Here is a 13,983-nt window from a genome sequence, read left to right on the forward strand (position 1 = left end):
TCGATGGGAGCGGGTCACAGCCATTCGCATGATCACGGGCATGGGCACAGCCATGCCCCCGCCGATTTCGGCAATGCCTTCCTGATCGGTATCGTGCTCAACACCGCATTCGTGGCGATCGAGGCGGTGTATGGCTGGATTTCCGGTTCGATGGCGCTGATCGCGGATGCCGGGCATAATCTCTCCGATGTCCTCGCCCTGCTGCTCGCATGGGGCGCCAGCGTCGCTGCCAGACGCCCCGCGTCGGAGCGGTTCACTTATGGGTACAAGAGCTCGACCATCCTCGCCGCGCTGGCCAATGCCGGGCTGCTGCTGGTGGCTATCGGTGCGATCCTGTTCGAGACGCTCAACCGGATTGCCGAACCCGCCCCGGTCGCGGGCGAAACCATGGTGGTGGTCGCCGGGATCGGCATCGTCATCAATGCCGGCACCGCTGCGCTGTTCATGCGCGGACAGCACGATATCAACATCCGCGGCGCGTTCCTGCATATGGCAGCCGATGCGCTGGTCAGCCTCGGCGTGGTCATCGCGGGGCTGGCAATCATCATGACAGGGGAGCGCTGGATCGACCCGGCGGTAAGCCTGGCCATCGTGGCAGTGATCGCCTGGGGGACCTGGGGCCTGCTGAAGGACAGCGTCGCCATGAGCATGCTCGGCGTGCCCAAAGGCATTTCGGAGAACGAGGTGCGCGCCTATCTGTCCGGCCTGCCCGGGGTCGCAGCGGTGCACGATTTGCATATCTGGCCGATGAGCACGACCGAGACCGCGCTGACCGCGCATCTGGTGATGCCGGGCGGCCATCCGGGCGATCCGTTCCTGCTCGAACTGGCGCATGAACTGGAGCATCACCACCGCATCGGCCATCCGACGATCCAGATCGAAACGACCCGCGCCAATTGCGGGGCGGGCTGCTGATGCAACCCGTCAGCCAGGAAGCCCGCGATCGGCTCAAGGCTGCCATGAGCCGGCTCGCCAGCGGCGACCGCGCGGCGCTGGAGGACATCTACCGCGCGACCTCGGCGAAACTATTGGGCATCTGCTACCGTATCTTGGGGGACGAAAAGGAAGCCGAGGACGCATTGCAGGACGTCTATCTCACCCTCTGGCGGCGCGCGGATCGCTACGATCCGGACCGCGCCAGCCCGATCGCCTGGCTGGCGACGTTCGCGCGCAACCGCGCGATCGATCGCCTGCGTACGGGCAAGGTGCGCCGGGGTTCGGTATCCGAGGACGAGGCGGCACCGCTGGCCGACGAGACACCGCTTGCCGAAACCATGCTGATCGACGCCGAACGCGAAGCCCGCGTGCATGGCTGCCTCGACACGCTGGACGACACCCCGCGCGATGCCATCCGGACCGCATTCTTCGAAGGCCGTACCTATGCCGAGCTGGCCGACCGCATGGACGTGCCGCTGGGAACGATGAAAAGCTGGATCCGCCGCGGCCTCGCCAAGCTCAAGGCCTGTATGGAGGCGGGTGAATGACCGCCGACCAGACCCTCGCCGCCGAATATGCGCTCGGCCTGCTCGAAGGCGAAGATCTGCTGGCGGCGCGTGCACGCGTTGGCAGTGACGCCAAGTTCGCTGCCGAGGTCGATCAATGGCAGGAACGCCTCGCTCCGCTGGCCGACCATATCCCCCCGCGCCTGCCGCGCGCGGAGGTGTGGGAACGGATCGAAGCCGAGCTGTTCCGCGATACCGGCAGCGCCGAAGTGGTTTCGCTGCGCCGCAGCCTGCGCCGCTGGCAATGGGCGGGCGGGCTGAGCGCAGCCGCCGCCGTGGTGCTCGCCTTCCTTGCGCTGCCGCAATTGACCGGCCCCGGCGATACGCTGCCCGATATTGCGCAGGGCCCGGCTACCGCTGGTCCGCCGCTGGCCGCCAACATGCCCATCGCGGGAACGCCGCTGCGGCTCGACTTTACCTATCTCCCCGCCGAAGACAGCCTGCTGGTCGGGGCGATCGGGCTGACGGCGGACGGGGTCCACGATCACGAAATCTGGTTCGTCCCGCCCGAGGGCGAGCTGGTATCGCTGGGTATCGTGACGCCTGGCAAGGTGGTCGCGCACGATGTACCCGATGCGGTTGCGCAGGCCTTGCACGATGGTTCGCAGCTGGTGCTGACCCGCGAACCGCTCGGCGGCAAGCCCGCCGATGCCGGGGCGGGTCCGGTGGTCGCGGAGGCCCGTTTCACCGCTATCTGAAAATAAATCGAGCGGCTGCGTGCATCCGGCGCGTAGCTCCTTGCGTAACTCGGTGCACAGGCTGGACGGGGCCTGGCGCATAAGGAGAGTTACACATGCCGATTTCCAGCACGCTCAAGGCCGCGGCCTTCGCATCGATCGCCGCCATGGGCAGTTTCGCCCTCATGACCGGGACCCCGGCGTTTGCCGACCACCACGCCAAGGCAGCCGAAGCCAACCAGCCGAACATTGTCGAAACCGCAATGGGCACGGGCGTTCACGCCACGCTGGTCGCGGCGGTCAAGGCCGCCGATCTCGTCGAGACGCTGTCTGCCCCCGGCCCCTATACGGTCTTCGCCCCAACCGACGATGCCTTTGCCGCTTTGCCCGCAGGCACCGTCGACACGCTGCTCAAGCCCGAGAACAAGGACCAGCTGACCTCCATCCTGACCTATCACGTGGTCGCGGAACGGGTTCCCGCCGCGGCGCTGACGCAGGCGATCCGCGGCGCGGGCGGAAGCTATGAATTCACGACCGTCGCCGGCGAGACGCTGAGCGCGCGCTTCGACGGGCACACCATCGTGGTCACCGACGGCGCGGGCCGCGAAACCAAGGTCGTGCAGGCCGATGTCGATACCGCCAATGGCGTGATCCACGTGACCGACGGCGTGTTCCTGCCCGGCTAAGCCATCCCCACGGGTGCCGATCGGGTCACTTCCATCTCCGCCCGGCACTCCACTGTCCCCGTCCGGCGCTCAGCAGAGGCCGGGCGGGGTTTTTTGTGGCAAGGACGAAGCCTGCTCAGCCGATAAAGCGCGTCATCTTGCGCTCGAGCAGGTCGATTAGGTGGGGGTCCATGTACCGATAGCGATCGGGTATCCCGAGGCAGACGATCGGTGTCGAACCCAGCGACGATCTGAACTGCCGCCGGACGGCGGTCCGGTGTCTCTGTTCCATCACGAAAATGCGGTCCGCCCAGCGCACCAGCTCGTCATCGAGCGGCGTGTCGGCTTCGGATGCAATTCCGGCAGAAAGGACATCCACGTCCTTCCTGCCGGAAAAAATATGCTCTGCTGTCGGACTTCGCCAGCGGTTCTTCCCGCAGACGAACAGGAAGCGCTGCCTGGTCAGGCCGCCTCTTCCTCGTCCTTCTTGCCGCCATGGACCTGGATCGGCTCTTTCTTGCCTTCGACCACGTCCTTGTCGATCACGATTTCAGTGACGCCGTCCATGTCGGGCAGGTCGAACATCGTGTCGAGCAGAATGCCTTCAACGATCGAACGCAGTCCGCGCGCACCGGTCTTGCGCTTGATCGCGCGTTCGGCGATCGCGCGCAGCGCTTCGTCGGTAAAGGTCAGCTCGACATCCTCGAGCTCGAACAGCTTGTGATACTGCTTGGCGATGGCGTTCTTCGGTTCCTGCAGGATCGTCACCAGCGCATCGACATCGAGGTCGTGCAGCGTGGCGATGACCGGCAGGCGGCCGACGAATTCGGGGATCAGACCGAATTTGAGCAGATCTTCCGGTTCGCTCTTCTCGAGCAGTTCACCCACCCGCCGCTTGTCCGGATCGGCGACATGCGCACCGAAGCCGATCGAACGCTTCTGCAGGCGGTCGCCGATGATCTTGTCGAGCCCGGCGAAGGCCCCGCCGCAGATGAACAGGATATTGGTCGTGTCCACCTGCAGGAATTCCTGCTGCGGATGCTTGCGTCCGCCCTGCGGCGGGACCGAAGCGGTGGTCCCTTCCATCAGCTTGAGCAACGCCTGCTGGACGCCCTCGCCCGATACGTCGCGCGTGATCGAGGGGTTTTCCGCCTTGCGCGTGATCTTGTCGATCTCGTCGATATAGACGATGCCGTGCTGGGCCTTCTCGACATTGTAGTCGGACGACTGGAGCAGTTTGAGGATGATGTTTTCCACGTCCTCGCCCACGTAACCGGCTTCGGTCAGCGTGGTCGCATCGGCCATGGTGAAAGGCACGTCGAAAGTGCGCGCCAGCGTCTGCGCCAGCAGCGTCTTGCCCGAACCGGTCGGACCGACGAGCAGGATGTTCGACTTGGCCAGTTCGACATCGCCGGCCTTCGCGCCATGCTTCAACCGCTTGTAGTGGTTGTGCACCGCGACCGAGAGGACGCGCTTCGCGCGTTCCTGGCCGATCACATAATCGGCGAGCGTGGCGCAGATTTCGGCCGGCGTGGGAACATCGCCTTCCTTCTTGCCGGTCAGCCCTGCCTTGGTTTCTTCGCGAATGATGTCGTTACACAGTTCGACACATTCGTCGCAGATGAACACGGTCGGGCCCGCGATGAGCTTCCTCACCTCGTGCTGCGACTTGCCGCAAAAGCTGCAATACAGGGTCGATTTACTGTCGGTTCCGCTCAACTTGGTCATATCCTAACGTCTTTCCCGCGTCCCCATCAGAAGGCTCCAGACTGTAGGGGCCATGGGGTATGGGTCAATATCCCAGGTATCACACACCCCTTGCCACAGTCTGAAGCGGCAGGGTTGCCCAATTCCTACGACATTCTTGCAACAGTCCCGCGCGGGCACACTACCCGCGCCGGAACCTGAGTGCCGTCCTATTCGGGCGCGCCGCCCGAACCTTCGGCATCGCCGTTTTCGGATTCGGGACGGGTTTCGAATACCTTGTCGACGATACCGAACTTCATCGCCTCATCGGCTTCGAGGAAGGTATCGCGGTCCATCGCCTTCTCGATATCGTCGAGGCTCTGGCCAGTGTATTTCACATAGAGGTCGTTCATGCGCTTCTTGATGCGCAGGATCTCGCGGGCCTGGATCTCGATATCCGAGGCCATCCCGCGCGCGCCGCCCGAAGGCTGGTGCACCATGATCCGCGCATTGGGCAGCGCGATCCGCATCCCCGGCTCGCCCGCGGCAAGCAGGAACGAACCCATGCTCGCGGCCTGACCCATACACACCGTCGACACGCGCGGCTTGATGTATTGCATCGTGTCATGGATCGCCATGCCGGCGGTCACCACGCCGCCCGGCGAATTGATGTACATGCTGATCGGCTTCGAAGGGTTCTCGCTTTCGAGGAACAGCAGCTGCGCGGTGATGAGCGAAGCCATGCCGTCTTCGACCTGCCCCGTCACGAACACGATGCGTTCGCGCAGCAGGCGGCTGAAGATGTCGAAGCTGCGTTCGCCGCGGCTGGTCTGCTCGACCACCACGGGCACGAGCGCACCGGTTACGGGATCGGTGGTGAACTGGCCCTGCGCGCCGTGGGCGTTGCTGCCGAACAGGTCGATCATGAATAGTCCTTTTGTCGGGTCAATTGGCCGCCTATGTCGCCATGCATCCCGGGATGTTCAAGGGCCTTAACCCTCGAAAGCCGCGGATATGTCGGATGCGGCCAAGATCGGGGCACTTTCTCGGCCTATATGGAGAGGCATACACTACAGGTTGCTGTCCGGAATCCGTTTGTCGGACGTGGAACGACATCGGTCGAGGCGCCATTGGCCCGCTCGCCTACACTCGTAGACGAACGCTCGACGAGATGGCGGGGAGGCTAATAAACCATGACTTTACGTTCGTTGACGCTGGCAGCGTCTACCCTTGCGCTGATTGCCGCTGCGCATGCGCCGGCCCACGCCCAGGGCAGCGACGATGTGGCGGATACCGCCACCCCGGCAACCGCGCCAAGTGCGGGCGCGCAGGTGTTCGAGCCGGCCTATTTCGACCAGTTCGCACCGCGCAATGCGCTCGACATGGTCGATCGCATCCCCGGCTTCTCGATCAGCGGGGGCAATGACCAGGGCCAGCGCGGGCTTGGTCAGGCGACGCAGAACGTGATCGTCAATGGCGAGCGCCTGTCGAGCAAGTCCGAAAGCGTGCACGACCAGCTGCGCCGCATCCCCGCACCCGATGTAATCCGGATCGAGATTCTCGACGGCAATGCCACCAGCATCCCGGGTCTGACCGGGCAGGTCGCCAATGTCGTTTACACCACCACCGGCTCATCCGGGCAGTTCGAATGGACGACCGGTTTCCGCCCCTACAACACCGCGGCGCAGCTCTTCGGCGGTGAAATCTCGGTGATCGGCAGCAGCGGCGCGCTCGATTACACGGTCTCGCTGTCGAACGAGAACAACCGTTTCGGTGCGGATGGACCGGTCACCATCACCGATCGCGACGGGGCGCTGATCGAACTGCAGGACACCAAGTTTTCGGGCCGGTTCGACAATCCCAAGCTCTCCACCGCATTCTCCTACGATTTCGGCGGCGGCGTGCTGGCCAATCTCAACCTCAGCTACGGGGTCGACTACTATTCGCGCCAGGAACCCGAAACCGGGACGCGCGCATCGGGCGAAACTCGCACCCGCGAATCGCGGACCGATGAAGATGGTCCCTTCTACGAGCTGGGCGGCGACATCCAGTTTCCCTTCGGCCCCGGCTCGCTCAAGCTGATCGGCCTCGAGCGGTTCGAGCGCGATAATTACGCCTCGACGCTGATCGACAGGTTCTCCGACGGCAGCCCGTCGCGGGGCTCGCGCTTCCAGCAGACCAACGGCGAAGGCGAGCGGATCGGGCGCTTCGAATATGACTGGCGATTGTGGAAGGCCGACTGGCAGCTGTCGGGCGAGGCCGCCTTCAACCGGCTCGACCGGCGTTCGAGGCTGTTCGAACTGGCCCCCGGCGACGAATTCGTCGAGCGCGCCTTCCCGCAAGGCACCGGCGGGGTGACCGAAGATCGCTACGAAGCCAGCCTCAGCGTCTCGCGGTCCCTGTCACGCACGCTGTCGGTCCAGCTGATCGGAGCAATGGAATTCTCGACCATCGAGCAGACCGGCTTTGCCGCCAATTCGCGCAGCTTCAAGCGGCCCAAGGGATCGTTTGCCGCGACGTGGAAACCGCGCGACGATTTCGACGTCTCGGTCACGCTGGCGAAACGCGTCAGCCAACTGTCCTTCGGCGATTTCCTCGCCTCGGTATCGCTCAACAACGACAATCAGAACGGCGGCAATAACGAGCTCGTCCCCTACCAGAGCTACAATGTCGAGATCGAAGCCAACAAGACCTTCGGTCCGTGGGGCTCGATCAAGCTGGAAGCCCGCAAGGCGTGGTTCGAAGATTTCATCGACTGGTTCCCGCTGCCCAATGGCGGCGAGGCGCGCGGCAATATCGGCGATGCGGACCGGCTCCATCTGCAGGCCAATGCGACGCTCAACCTCGACCCCGTCGGATTTCGCGGTGCGCGGCTCGATGTCGAGGTGATCAAGCGGTTCATGAATGTCACTGATCCCTTCACCGGTCTGGAGCGCCCCTTCTCCTACGACCAGGAAGGCGCGTTCGAGATCGATTTCCGTCACGATATTCCCGGCAGCGCCTGGGCGTGGGGCGCAAGCCTCGATCACGATGACCCGGCGCCCTATGCGCGGCGATACGAGGAGGGCCGCGAATGGGAAGGCCCTGTGTGGGGCGGGCTGTTTATCGAGCACAAGGATGTATTCGGCCTCACGGTTCAGGCCCGCGCGAGCAATCTGCTGGGTGCGCGCAACTACTTCCGCCGCACGGTCTATGACGGCGAGCGCCCCGATGGCGATATCCGCTTCGAGGAGTATCAGGACCGCCGCATCGGCCCGATCTTCCGCCTGACCGTGAGCGGGGATTTCTAGGGCCTCGCGGACCCCTCCCGCGTTCCACGCGTTAGGCGGAACAAGGGAGACCATCTTGGAATTCGATCCGCGTATTGTGATGTTCGTCGTTTTCGGCGCGGGGCTGACGCTGGCCGTCACGCTCGAGCGGTGGCTGGCGCGCTACTGGCTGTCGCTGCCGATCCTCTATGTCGCGGTCGGTTTCGCGGTGTGGTCGCTGCCGCTGGGGCTGCCGCATTTCAACCCGACGGTCGACGGCTTCGATGCGATGACGCTGGAATATGCCACCGAGTTCATCGTCATCGCTTCGCTGATGGCCGCCGGGATCGCGATCGACCGGCCGGTCAGCTGGGTCAACTGGCGCCAGATCTGGCCGCTGCTGGTGATCGCCATGCCGCTGACGATCGGCGCGGTGGCGCTGCTCGGCTGGTGGGGCCTGGGACTGGCCCCCGCGAGCGCGATCCTGCTAGGCGCAGCCCTGGCCCCGACCGATCCGGTGCTGGCGCGGAGCGTCCAGGTCGGCCCGCCGGGCGAGGACCAGCGGCACGACGTCCGGTTCAGCCTGACGGTCGAAGCCGGGCTCAACGACGGCTTCGCCTTCCCCTTCACCTATCTGGCAATTGCCGCGGTCGGGATGACCGCACTGGGCGGCTGGACGCTCGAATGGGCCGCGCTCGACCTTGGCTGGCGGATCGTGATGGGCTGCGCGGTCGGCTGGGCCGTGGGCCGCATCGGCTCGTGGTATGTCTTCGAACGCGAAGCCGATTCGCCCATGGAAGAGATCGACGAAGCCAGCGAGAGCGCCGCCCAGCCCAGCTATTCGACCAGCGAGGGATTGATCGTGCTCGGCACGCTGCTGCTCGCCTATGGGCTGGCCGAACTGGTCGAGGGCTACGGCTTCCTCGCGGTCTTCGTCGGCGCCGTGACCGCCCGCCAGCGCGAGAACCGCAGCCGCTATCACAAGATCAGCCACCACTTCATCGACCAGATCGAGCAGATCGTGCTGGTCGCGGTGCTGTTCGGCTTTGGAGCGATGCTGGCAAGCGGCGTGCTGTCCGCGCTGACCTGGCCCGCCGCGCTGGTGGGGATTGCGCTGATCTTCATCATCCGCCCGATTGCGGGTCTGCTCGCAGAGCTGAACTGCGATCTGCCGGTGGTCGGCAAGCTGGCGGTAGCGTTCCTCGGGGTGCGCGGAATGGGTTCGATCTATTATCTCGCCTATGGCCAGAACCACGCCGACTTTGCCCAGATCGACCTGTTATGGGCCACGGTCAGCTTCACCATCCTGCTATCGATCGTGGTCCATGGCGTCGTTTCGGGGCCGCTTATCCGCCATGTCGAGAACCGCCGTGCGCATGTCCATGCCGGGCAGGATACCAGCATGGCCGCCCTATCGCCCGAGGCGGCAAAGCCGGAATAACATCGCCCAACGACAAGGGGCGGCGAACCGTAGTCCGCCGCCCCTCGCGTAACCCGTTGGTGCGGGATTATTTCTTTGCGGCGGCCTTCTTGGCGGGCGCTTTCTTGGCGGCCGGCTTCTTGGCAGCGGGCTTCTTCGCCGGAGCCTTGTCCTCGTCCTTGGCGGCAGCAGCCTTCTTCGGCGCGGCTTTCTTGGCCGGCGCCTTCTTGGCGGCGGGCTTGTCGTCCGCGTCCTTGGCAGCATCCTTCTTGGCCGGAGCCTTCTTCGCGGCGGCCTTCTTGGCCGGGGCCTTCTTCTTCGGCTTTTCCTCGGTGGTCTCTTCCGCTTCGATCGCGGCTTCGAGTTCCTCGCGGGTCACTTCCCGGTCGGTGATCTCGGCCTTGTCGAACAGGAAGTCGACGACCTTGTCCTCATAGAGCGGCGCGCGCAGCTGGGCGGCGGCCATCGGTTCGGACTGGACGTACTGGACGAACCGCTCGCGGTCTTCGGCGCGATATTGCTGCGCTGCCTGCTGGATGAGCATGTTCATCTCGTTGGCATTGACCTCGACGCCGTTCTTCTGGCCGATTTCCGACAGCAGCAGGCCAAGGCGGACACGGCGTTCGGCGATCTTGCGGTAATCGTCCTTCTCGTCGTCCATTTCCTTGAGCATGGCTTCGGCATCGTCCGACTGCGCGGCTTCCTGCTGGAGCTGGGCCCAGATCTGTTCGAATTCGGCTTCGACCATGCCCTGCGGCACGGCGAAATCGTGACCGGCGGCCAGCGTGTCGAGCAGCTGGCGCTTCATCTGCGTGCGGGTGAGGCCGGCAGTTTCCTGCTCGAGCTGGCCGCGCAGCAGTTCCTTGAGCTTGGCGAGATCCTCGAGGCCGAGGTTCTTGGCGAACTCGTCGTCGATCGCAGTGTCGGTCGGGACCTTGACCTGCTGGACGGTGATGTCGAATTCGGCATCCTTGCCCTTGAGGTTTTCCGCCGGGTAATCGTCGGGGAAGGTCACCGTGATGGTCTTGGTGTCGCCGGTCTTCACGCCCGTAAGCTGTTCTTCGAAGCCGGGGATGAACTGGCCCGAGCCGATCACCAGCGGGGTGTTTTCGGCCTTGCCGCCTTCGAATTCGGTCCCGTCGACACGGCCGACGAAATCGATGATCAGCTGGTCGCCGTCGCCGGCCTTCTTGGTCTTGGCAGCGTCCTTATAGCTCTTGTTGTTCGACGCGATCCGCTCGACCGCTTCCATGACCTGCTCGTCGGTCACCGGAACGGTCAGGCGTTCGAGTTCGAGGCCATCCACTTCGGGGGCGTCGATTTCGGGAAGGATTTCGACTTCGACGCTGAGCGAGGCATCCTTGCCTTCTTCATAGCCCTCGTCGATCTCGACCTTCGGCTGCATCGCAGGGCGCAGCTTGTTGTCGGCCATCACCTTGTCGACCGATTCGCGGATCATGTCGTTGACCATCTGCGCGTGCAGCTGTTCGCCGTGCATCTTGCGGACCAGGTTCGCCGGCACCTTGCCCGGGCGGAAGCCGGGCATCTTCACCTGCGGGGCGATCTTCTTGACTTCGCTGTTGACGCGCTCGTCGATTTCCTTGGCAGGAATGGTGACGGTGTAGGCGCGCTTGAGGCCCTCGTTGGCGGTCTCTTTGATCTGCATGGGTTGAAACTCGTGACTTTCCAAAAGCGACTATGTGCAAGGGGATTCGCGCGGCGGCGGCACTGGTGCGGGCGAAGGGACTCGAACCCCCACATCTTTCGATACTGGTACCTAAAACCAGCGCGTCTACCAGTTCCGCCACGCCCGCTAACCCGAACGAAGCTGCGCGTTGGCGACATGCGCTACGCGTGTAGGCGCGTGCCTCTAGTAGGATGCGACCAAATGCGCAAGCGCGGCGACGGGTGAGGGAACGGCTTTGCGCGCGCACGTGTTTTGTAATCATGCACGACTACGATAAACCCAAGCCGCCGGCCAATACTCCGCCGGTCATCGATCCCGGGGCACAGCCGGAAAGTCCGGCCGGACCGAAGGCCGATGGCGAGGTGCCTGCCGAAGACACAGAAGACGAAAAGGTCGAAGTCGAGAAAGCGCTCGGCAACGCGCAAGAAGGCGGTCGCGACGGTGCGGGTGAAGCCGCGCTCGACAGTCCGCCACCCGATTGAGGATACCATATATGGCGACGCAACCCGACCCCGATCCCGACACCATCAATCCCGGTGCACCCGACGAGATGCCGCCCGCGAGTCCGCCCGACGAGGCACCGATGCATGAACCGCCCGGTTTCGAGCCGCCGCAACCCGACTTCGACGAGCCCGACCGCGGTCCCGATGAAACACCCCCGCCGCCCGATTGATCTTGCCCGCGCGCGCGCGTCGCAGTATCGGCGCGCGCCATGAGCGAAGAAACCAAGAGCCAGACCCCGCCCGATCACCTTTCGGTCAATCCGGATAGCGAGCATTTCAAGATGGAAGCGCTCGAGCGCGGCGTCGGCATCCGCTTCAAAGGCAAGCAGCGCACCGACATCGAGGAATATTCGATTTCCGAAGGCTGGGTGCGCGTTCAGGCAGGCAAGACCGTGGATCGCCGCGGCAAGCCGCTGACGATCAAGCTGACGGGTCCGGTCGAAGCCTGGTTTGAAGATATGGGCGACGAACCGCCGGTGGCCAAGGCCGACTGATCAGTCTGCGAAATCGGCGAAGGCGCTGAGAAACCTCTTCGAGGTTTGCTTGCGCGCCGGGGCCATTGCGATCTGGCGGCGCGGCTGCGGCTTCCGATCGCTATAGATGAAGCCATCGACCGGCCAGGCCGTCGTCCCGACCTTGCCCAGCGGGGCGTACCAGACGCGCACCTCGCTCCAGTCATTGTTGGGCGAAACGTCGACCGCGAGCACATCCTTTTCGATCTGACCGCGGCGGCCATTGATCGGCGACCAATTGGCGTGATCGAGCAGCACCCGCCGCGAATCGAGCACGCGGCTGACAGCGGCCACATGACCTAACTGCATATTGCGATGCGCGCTGAAGGCCATCACTGCGCCGGGACGCGGGGTGGACCCGGTGGCGTAGCGGCCTTGCGCCTGGTCCCACCAGGTATGTGCATCGCCGTATATCTGGATACCTGAGACATCGCGCGCATAGGGTACGCACTGGAGGTAGGCGTCCAGTTCCGCGCCTTGGGCGGCGAAGGTGTCGAAGTCCTCGGCAAGCGCAGGTGTGGCGCAGGCAAGCAAGGCGATCACGGCAAGATTCTTCCTCATACCGGCAGGATTATGCCGGTTAAGCTTATCGCGATCTTTCCACTTACGGTTAACGTGATTTAACCATGATCCCTGCTGCCGCTTGCAAAGCGGCGCGCAAAGCGCCACTTGCCGCGCCATCATGGTGCCCTCCTCCTCCAAGCCAACGGTGATCATCATCGGCCGGCCCAATGTCGGCAAATCGACGCTGTTCAATCGGCTCGTGGGCAAGCGCCTAGCGCTGGTCGACGACCAGCCCGGCGTCACGCGCGACCGGCGCTTCGGCAATGCGGAAATCGCCGGGCTCGAGTTTCAGGTGGTCGACACTGCCGGGTGGGAGGACGAAGACCCCGCCAGCCTGCCCGGGCGGATGCGCATGCAAACCGAAGTCAGCCTCGAGGGCGCCGATGCCGCGATGTTCGTGTTCGACGCGCGCGTCGGCCTGACCCCGCTCGACGAGGAAATCGCCCGCTGGCTGCGCGGACAGTCGGTCCCCGTAGTGCTCGTCGCCAACAAGGCGGAAGGCACGCAGGGCGACGCCGGCATCTACGAAAGCTTCTCGCTCGGCTTTGGCGAACCGGCCGGCATCAGCGCCGAACACGGCGAAGGCATTGGCGACCTGTTCGAACGCCTCTGGCCGATCATCGGTGACAAGGCCGAGGCGGCTGCCGAAACGCTCGAACTGAGCGAAGAGGATGAAGAGGCGCTGCTTGCCGGACCGCTTAAGCTGGCCATCGTCGGCCGCCCCAATGCGGGCAAGTCGACGCTGATCAACCGCATGCTGGGCGAAGACCGCCTGCTGACCGGTCCCGAAGCCGGGATCACGCGCGATTCGATCGCGGTCGATTGGGAATGGCATGACCCGCGTAGCGGCGAAGACCGCGAAATCCGGCTGATCGACACTGCGGGCATGCGCAAGAAGGCGCAGGTCATCGACAAACTCGAACGGCTTTCGGTCGCCGATGCCCGCCGCGCGGTCGACTTCGCCGAGGTCGTCGTGCTGCTGCTGGATGCTACCCGCGGTCTCGAATCGCAGGATCTCAAGATTGCCAGCATGGTGCTCGAAGAAGGGCGCGCGCTGATGATCGCGATCAACAAATGGGATGTCGCCGAAGGCGCCAGCGCGCTGTTCAACGGCATCCGCGAAGCGCTCAACGAAGGTCTGGCGCAGGTCCGCGGAGTGCCGCTGTTCGCGGTCAGCGCGAAGACCGGCAAGGGTATCGACCAGATGCTCGGCGCGGCGTTCGACCTGCGCGAAGCATGGAGCCGCCGTGTGCCCACCGCCGCGCTCAACCGCTGGTTCGACGATGCGCTTGAAGCCAATCCGCCGCCCGCCCCCAAGGGCAAGCGGATCAAGCTGCGTTATATCACGCAGGCCAGCATTCGCCCGCCGCGTTTCGTGGTGTTCGGTACGCGGCTCGATATGCTGCCCAAGAGCTATGAACGCTATCTGATCAACGGCATCCGCGACAAGCTGGGCTTCGACGCGGTGCCGGTCCGCGTGGTGCTCAAGAGCCCCAAGAACCCCTTCCAGAAGGATTGA

Annotated in this window: 15 protein-coding genes and 1 tRNA gene; 10 read left to right on the forward strand and 6 right to left on the reverse strand. The window is 64.2% G+C overall.

Annotated features, from left to right (window positions below; genetic code table 11):
- The first annotated feature begins 3 nt into the window (after window positions 1–3).
- The 4 genes from J2S32_RS06490 (at window position 4) to J2S32_RS06505 (ending at window position 2,865) form a co-directional block, all read left to right on the forward strand.
- Complete coding sequence (locus J2S32_RS06490; protein WP_253518698.1) at window positions 4–915, forward strand: cation diffusion facilitator family transporter; 912 nt, start codon at window positions 4–6, stop codon at window positions 913–915.
- Window positions 915–1,484 (forward strand): sigma-70 family RNA polymerase sigma factor, encoded by a 570-nt coding sequence (locus J2S32_RS06495; protein WP_253518702.1) that lies wholly within the window; start codon window positions 915–917, stop codon window positions 1,482–1,484. The genes J2S32_RS06490 and J2S32_RS06495 overlap by 1 nt, the downstream gene beginning before the upstream one ends.
- Entirely contained in the window at window positions 1,481–2,200 is a 720-nt protein-coding gene (locus J2S32_RS06500) for an anti-sigma factor (RefSeq protein WP_253518706.1), read from the forward strand. The genes J2S32_RS06495 and J2S32_RS06500 overlap by 4 nt, the downstream gene beginning before the upstream one ends.
- Before the next feature lie 95 nt (window positions 2,201–2,295).
- On the forward strand, window positions 2,296–2,865 hold the full coding sequence (locus J2S32_RS06505; RefSeq protein WP_253518709.1) for a fasciclin domain-containing protein: 570 nt from the start codon (window positions 2,296–2,298) through the stop codon (window positions 2,863–2,865).
- A 115-nt stretch (window positions 2,866–2,980) separates the two neighbouring features.
- On the opposite strand, the gene J2S32_RS06510 is transcribed toward J2S32_RS06505, so the two are convergent.
- The 3 genes from J2S32_RS06510 to J2S32_RS06520 all read right to left on the reverse strand — a co-directional run bounded on the left by J2S32_RS06510 (window position 2,981) and on the right by J2S32_RS06520 (window position 5,456).
- Window positions 2,981–3,223, reverse strand: coding sequence for a phosphotyrosine protein phosphatase (locus J2S32_RS06510; protein ID WP_253518712.1), 243 nt, complete (start codon window positions 3,221–3,223; stop codon window positions 2,981–2,983).
- Between the two features lie 83 nt (window positions 3,224–3,306).
- Window positions 3,307–4,572: an ATP-dependent Clp protease ATP-binding subunit ClpX gene (clpX, locus tag J2S32_RS06515; protein WP_253518729.1), complete on the reverse strand. Its 1,266-nt coding sequence runs from the start codon at window positions 4,570–4,572 to the stop codon at window positions 3,307–3,309.
- 188 nt (window positions 4,573–4,760) lie between these two features.
- Window positions 4,761–5,456: an ATP-dependent Clp protease proteolytic subunit gene (locus tag J2S32_RS06520; RefSeq protein ID WP_253518732.1), complete on the reverse strand. Its 696-nt coding sequence runs from the start codon at window positions 5,454–5,456 to the stop codon at window positions 4,761–4,763.
- A gap of 267 nt (window positions 5,457–5,723) precedes the next feature.
- On the opposite strand from J2S32_RS06520, the gene J2S32_RS06525 reads away from it, so the two are divergent.
- Entirely contained in the window at window positions 5,724–7,820 is a 2,097-nt protein-coding gene (locus J2S32_RS06525; RefSeq protein WP_253518751.1) for a TonB-dependent receptor plug domain-containing protein, read from the forward strand.
- Window positions 7,821–7,875: 55 nt separating this feature from the next.
- Window positions 7,876–9,219, forward strand: coding sequence for a cation:proton antiporter (locus J2S32_RS06530; RefSeq protein WP_253518754.1), 1,344 nt, complete (start codon window positions 7,876–7,878; stop codon window positions 9,217–9,219).
- 67 nt (window positions 9,220–9,286) lie between these two features.
- Here J2S32_RS06530 and tig read toward each other — a convergent pair whose 3' ends face one another.
- Together tig and J2S32_RS06540 are read right to left on the reverse strand one after the other, a co-directional pair.
- Window positions 9,287–10,864: a trigger factor gene (gene tig / locus J2S32_RS06535; protein ID WP_253518757.1), complete on the reverse strand. Its 1,578-nt coding sequence runs from the start codon at window positions 10,862–10,864 to the stop codon at window positions 9,287–9,289.
- 63 nt (window positions 10,865–10,927) lie between these two features.
- Window positions 10,928–11,012, reverse strand: a tRNA-Leu gene (locus tag J2S32_RS06540).
- A 133-nt stretch (window positions 11,013–11,145) separates the two neighbouring features.
- Between J2S32_RS06540 and J2S32_RS06545 the strand changes: the two genes are divergently transcribed.
- From J2S32_RS06545 to J2S32_RS06555, 3 genes are read left to right on the forward strand one after another with little or no spacing between them, the layout of a single operon-like run.
- The gene (locus J2S32_RS06545; protein ID WP_253518760.1) at window positions 11,146–11,367 is read left to right on the forward strand and encodes a hypothetical protein; all 222 of its coding nucleotides are present in this window, start codon (window positions 11,146–11,148) and stop codon (window positions 11,365–11,367) included.
- 11 nt (window positions 11,368–11,378) lie between these two features.
- Complete coding sequence (locus tag J2S32_RS06550) at window positions 11,379–11,558, forward strand: hypothetical protein (RefSeq protein ID WP_253518763.1); 180 nt, start codon at window positions 11,379–11,381, stop codon at window positions 11,556–11,558.
- A 39-nt stretch (window positions 11,559–11,597) separates the two neighbouring features.
- Window positions 11,598–11,882: a DUF3297 family protein gene (locus J2S32_RS06555; RefSeq protein WP_253518766.1), complete on the forward strand. Its 285-nt coding sequence runs from the start codon at window positions 11,598–11,600 to the stop codon at window positions 11,880–11,882.
- On the opposite strand, the gene J2S32_RS06560 is transcribed toward J2S32_RS06555, so the two are convergent.
- On the reverse strand, window positions 11,883–12,461 hold the full coding sequence (locus J2S32_RS06560; protein WP_253518769.1) for a CHAP domain-containing protein: 579 nt from the start codon (window positions 12,459–12,461) through the stop codon (window positions 11,883–11,885). It lies immediately after the preceding gene.
- A gap of 121 nt (window positions 12,462–12,582) precedes the next feature.
- Here J2S32_RS06560 and der point away from each other — a divergent pair, with 121 nt between their 5' ends.
- Window positions 12,583–13,983 (forward strand): ribosome biogenesis GTPase Der, encoded by a 1,401-nt coding sequence (der, locus tag J2S32_RS06565; protein ID WP_253518772.1) that lies wholly within the window; start codon window positions 12,583–12,585, stop codon window positions 13,981–13,983.

The organism is Qipengyuania citrea, from assembly GCF_024171405.1.
GTDB lineage: Bacteria > Pseudomonadota > Alphaproteobacteria > Sphingomonadales > Sphingomonadaceae > Qipengyuania > Qipengyuania profunda.